Genomic DNA, 3,164 nt, shown 5'->3' on the forward strand with positions numbered 1-3,164 from the left:
ATAGAAGGGTTTAGCACCTCGGGGTATTTCAGTTTTAAGGCAAAAGCCATTTCACGCGAGGCGTTTAACGTCTCATTTTTACTACCAAATAACACGAGACCTTAAATGCCTCGCGTGTCTGCATTTCACTTTCAACTTGGCCGGAACCTGCGGTGCAAGGGTGTTGGTATGTGCAGAAATAAGTGACTAGACCGTCAGTTTAATGGCGATTGATTATCGATCTACGACAGTGTTTTTCAATTGTTCACATCATTGTTCGATATAGGTTGACAGTGTGATTCATCTTGCTTTTCTAGTTGGTTAACCATTCATGGATTGCTTTGACTTAGGTTGAAAGCAGAATGTGGCAGTTCATTGGACGGCTGTCTGGTTTAAGAATAGGTCAGCATTATACATATGACGCGATTATCAGACATCGTGCGGAAGTTTCTTCTTGGATTCATTGTCTATTTTGGGTTGGCAGTGGCCAGCGTATTGCTGGCACGTGTTTCCCACAATGTAGCAGTGTTTTGGCCAGCGAACGCTGTTCTCGTCTCTATGGCGATGGCCATGTCGCGCAGGGATGCTGCGATACTCTTGTTTTCTGGATTAATTGCAAATGCGGCGACGCAGCTGGTTTATGGTGACATTTGGCAACTTGCCGTTGGGTTTCCTTTGGCCAACTTTGTTGAAATGGTGAGTGTTTACACCGGCTTCCAACTACTGAAGTTTCAAAGCAAACCGATTGTTACCCCACGGCGCGGTTTGGTCTTGTTGGCTGTTGTTGCCCTGGCGGCTGTGCCCGCTGCGGGGCTGGGTTCTCTGACGGTTTCTATTGTATTTGGCGGAGCGTTCTCGGACGCATTTGTGCATTGGTGGGCCGGTGATATCGTTAGTTCAATGATCGTTTATTTGCCGGTCTTTTCAGCGCATCGTGGTACCTTTGCTCAGAACCTTAAACGTTACCTCAAGAAAGAAAACATTGCTGAATGGGCAGTGCTTGGCGCAAGCTTCGGGTTTGGTTTTGTGGTGCTCTTGTTCTTGCATCTGCCCCCGGCCATCGTATTGATTTTTCCAACTTTGTGGCTTGCCTTGAAAGGCAAGGTCTTTGAAGTGGCCATGGTGAGTTCGGTCTTGTCGCTTGCAACTTCTGCGGCTGTTGTTATGGGCTATTGGCCGAGTATTGCCGTGGACCTACCGTTGCGCGATGCTGTTTTCCAACAGCAAACTCTTGCTCTATTTTGCACATTTCCGAGTTTTTTGATTGCTGTCGCGATTTCGAATTTGGAGATCAGCCAAGCCAATTTAGCGGCACGAAAAAACGTCTTAGATATAACTTTGAGCAACATGAACCAAGGTGTTTCTGTTTTCGATGAAAACCATAATTTGGTTTTGTGGAACGAACAGTATTTGCAGGCCTTCAACATGAACGAAAGCGACGTGTTCACGGGTAAGTCGTTCTTATCATTGCTAGAATTACAAAAGGAACGCGGTGATTTTGCAGGTGAACCAATGGATCTTGTGAACAAGATCATGTCTCATGTTCGACGTGGCGAGGCGTATTTGACAGATACTGTGCTTGGCACAGGTCGGTTCATCAAAACCGCGCATTCGCCAACACCAGTTGGGGGATGGATTGGAACACATGAAGACGTTACGGACATACGCGAACTTGAGCAGAGGCTCGCGCATGAGTCCTTGCATGATGTGCTTACTGGGGTGCCCAACCGTCGATATTTTGAACGCGAACTGACCGAGCGGTTGTTAATGGCGCAGAGAAATATGTCGCCAGTTGCTTTGTTCACTTTGGACTTAGACAAATTCAAAGTGATCAATGATACTTACGGTCACGATGTGGGAGATGATGTGCTATTGCGGGCTGCAACCATAATTCGCGACGTCGTCGGACAAGATGATTTTGTTGCTAGAATGGGTGGGGACGAGTTCATTGTGATCGTTTCAGGGGAACATGAAATCGCGCGACTGCAACGGGTCGCAAAAAGTTTGTGCGAACGACTTGACCAGACCGCAAGAATTAAAGGAAACCTTTGTGTATGTCGCGCGAGCGTGGGAGTTGCTTTTTCAAAGGATGGGCAAGTTAGCCGTCACGACTTGTTGACGCAATCGGATATCGCGCTTTATACGGCCAAGCAAGCAGGGCGCGGATCTTATAAGGTTTATGATTTCGCGTCGGGCCAACATCAATCAAATCAATTGGCAAGTTAAGGATTATCAATCTCTACTAAGTTGAGATTTTCAAGCGTCGTCCTGTCGTCCGGGTCAATCATTGAAGCCAAAAAGGTTGTGACCAACTGTCGGGTTTCAACGGGCATAGGCTCTAGAGCGCGCGCAATACGTTGGGCTTGTGAAGTGGAAAGTGTTTCAAAAAACTTAGAACCGGTGACCGTTGGGTAAAGTAAGCGTTGCCGGCGATCGTTGGGTCCCGGGCGTTGCTCGATATAACCGCCATCAACCAATTGGCGCAATACGCGGGCAAGGCTTTGTTTGGTAATTTTTAGAATGTCCAGCAGATCTGCGACCGTCATGCCCGGCCTAAGATTGACAAAATAAAGCACCCGGTGGTGGGCGCGGCCGAACCCTTGTTTGGCCAACAATGCATCAGCATCGCGCACGAAATCGCGGTAGGCAAAGAACAATAAACCCATCAAATCGAGCGGCATGTCCGCGCTTGATTCAGCGGGCTCATCGACAAGTGACAAATTTATGTCAGTCTTATTGACATTTATTTTTGTGGCTGGCATGCTGCCCTTCATCATCGCTTTTCTTCTTCTTATCACAAGCTTGAGTTGATTTGCCAAGTATGTGGGTGTTTATTGGGGAAAAGCAGTTTATTTGGCGCCACCCGGGAAGGGGCGTCGACTTAAGGGAGAATTGACATGGCCGGCGTGCCTTTGGACCAACGGGACGGTTGGATTTGGTTTGATGGTGAAATGATACCTTGGAAAGACACCAAGGTGCATGTGCTCACCCATGCTCTGCACTATGCATCGAGCGTATTTGAGGGCCAACGGGCTTATAACGGCGAGATTTACAAGCTGCATGATCACTCTTTGCGCTTGCGTAAATCGGCTGAATTGCTTGATTTTGAAGTGCCTTACACTGCCGATCAGCTTGATCAAGCTTGTCGCGACGTTTTGGCGAAGAACAATTTGGTTGATGCCTAT

General features: G+C 47.7%; 3 protein-coding genes. 2 read left to right on the forward strand and 1 reads right to left on the reverse strand.

Translation table 11 applies throughout. The annotated features are described in order from the left end of the window. Positions 1–417 precede the first annotated feature (417 nt). Positions 418–2,205 carry a diguanylate cyclase gene (locus Q0231_RS11195; protein ID WP_299347734.1) on the forward strand — a complete coding sequence of 596 codons (1,788 nt, stop codon included), beginning with the start codon at positions 418–420 and terminating at the stop codon, positions 2,203–2,205. Here Q0231_RS11195 and Q0231_RS11200 read toward each other — a convergent pair. Continuing rightward, positions 2,202–2,660, reverse strand: coding sequence for a MarR family transcriptional regulator (locus tag Q0231_RS11200; RefSeq protein WP_269395271.1), 459 nt, complete (start codon positions 2,658–2,660; stop codon positions 2,202–2,204). The two genes, Q0231_RS11195 and Q0231_RS11200, sit on opposite strands and share 4 nt — an antisense overlap. Positions 2,661–2,876: 216 nt before the next feature. Between Q0231_RS11200 and Q0231_RS11205 the strand changes: the two genes are divergently transcribed. Further along, positions 2,877–3,164: aminotransferase class IV (locus Q0231_RS11205; RefSeq protein ID WP_299347735.1), on the forward strand; the 288-nt coding region annotated here is incomplete at its 3' end.

Origin of the sequence: uncultured Maritalea sp., from assembly GCF_937139385.1 — a bacterium.
GTDB lineage: Bacteria > Pseudomonadota > Alphaproteobacteria > Rhizobiales > Devosiaceae > Maritalea > Maritalea porphyrae_A.